1 protein-coding gene is annotated in these 1,333 nt (G+C 42.8%); it reads right to left on the bottom strand.

All coding sequences use genetic code 11. The features are described from left to right. Positions 1 to 230 precede the first annotated feature (230 nt). Positions 231 to 1,262, bottom strand: a complete 1,032-nt coding sequence (locus ACED53_RS23410; protein ID WP_017100620.1) for an IS110 family transposase — start codon at positions 1,260 to 1,262, stop codon at positions 231 to 233. Positions 1,263 to 1,333: the final 71 nt, after the last annotated feature.

Raw genomic sequence — 1,333 nt, 5'->3', positions numbered from 1 at the left:
TATATGGAATCCACGTATTTACAAAGTGATTTTGGTAATAAAAGTTAAGATGCGGTCGTATATTCGGCTTCTTATTGAAGGAGCTACCTTCTAGCCTTTGATGTTTTGCGCACCTACTGTCCTTATCGAGTTAGCAGCTTGCTTAGCATGACAGAACGGCCAGGTTTTCAGTAGGTTGGTCTTACCTTTTATGCTTCATCATTTTGTAAAATTTTAGAATTTGTTAGTGATTAATTAGTAAGTAATACTGGTTTGTATTCAGTCTCATACCGAAGCATTGCCCACGCAGTCCGTACCACTTTGTTCGCCAGTGCAATGCAGGCCTTCTTGAAGCCGATACGATCTATGATACTCCTCAACCAAGCATCCTTTTGAGTCTTCGGTTTTTCGGGGAGTCGTCCAACGTAAGACATTGCACCAAGATAGAGAAGGGAGCGTAGCTCCTTCACTCCACCGCATTTATCGATCCCAATCATAAAGACCTTGCCACCTGAACTGTGTTGTTTGGGTGTAAGACCAACAAACGCTGAAGCTTGTCTTCCATTCTTGAACTGCTTTCCATCACCAAGAGTTGTATAGAGCATCGCAGCTGTTGTTTCACCAACACCTTCAATTTCCATTAATCGTTGGCATGGTTCTATCTGGCGGGTTAAAGCATTTTTCTCTTTTTCGAACGCGATGAGTTTTGCTTTCAGTTCTTTATATTGCTCCCACAACATGGACAGAACGGATACAACATTTGCTGGTATTGAGGTCTCTCCATCAAGTACTGTTTGAACCGACGCTTTTAAACCTTTTTCACCTCTAGGGTTTGCTATCCCGTAGCCCAAAATCGTCCCTCTAATGTGAAGCCCTAAGGAAACCACACTACGAGATAAGAACCTACGGCTGGTTTCTAATGAATGCATAGATTGTTGTTCTAATGACTTTGGACGGCTGTACTTGATACCAATTTGGATAGCGGCATTAGCGATAGCAAGGGCATCATTATGATCAGTTTTATGTCCTTCTAGGTAGCCTTTCACTTTCTTCGGGTTGATAATCCGCACTTCGTGTCCAAACTTTTGAGCTAACTGACCCCAATAATGACATCCGCAACACCCTTCCATTGCGACAATGGAAGGCTTAGCCTTGGCAAGAAACTCTTTCATTTTCTGTCGACTTAGAGGTTTATTGGACAGCATCTCACCGTGAACACTGATATGGCAGGCTTGCAGAACATTTTTTGCTAGGTCGATAGCGATAACATTTTTAGTCAACATATTGGAGCCCTCGTTATAATGGCACTCTGCTAAGTGTAGACTGGCAGAGAGGGAGTGGATTCCATACATCA

The sequence above is a fragment of the Vibrio sp. 1F169 genome, assembly GCF_041439605.1.
GTDB lineage: Bacteria > Pseudomonadota > Gammaproteobacteria > Enterobacterales > Vibrionaceae > Vibrio > Vibrio tasmaniensis_A.
Note: the sequence above shows the minus strand (reverse complement) of the source record. Positions and strands in the feature narration are given on the sequence as shown.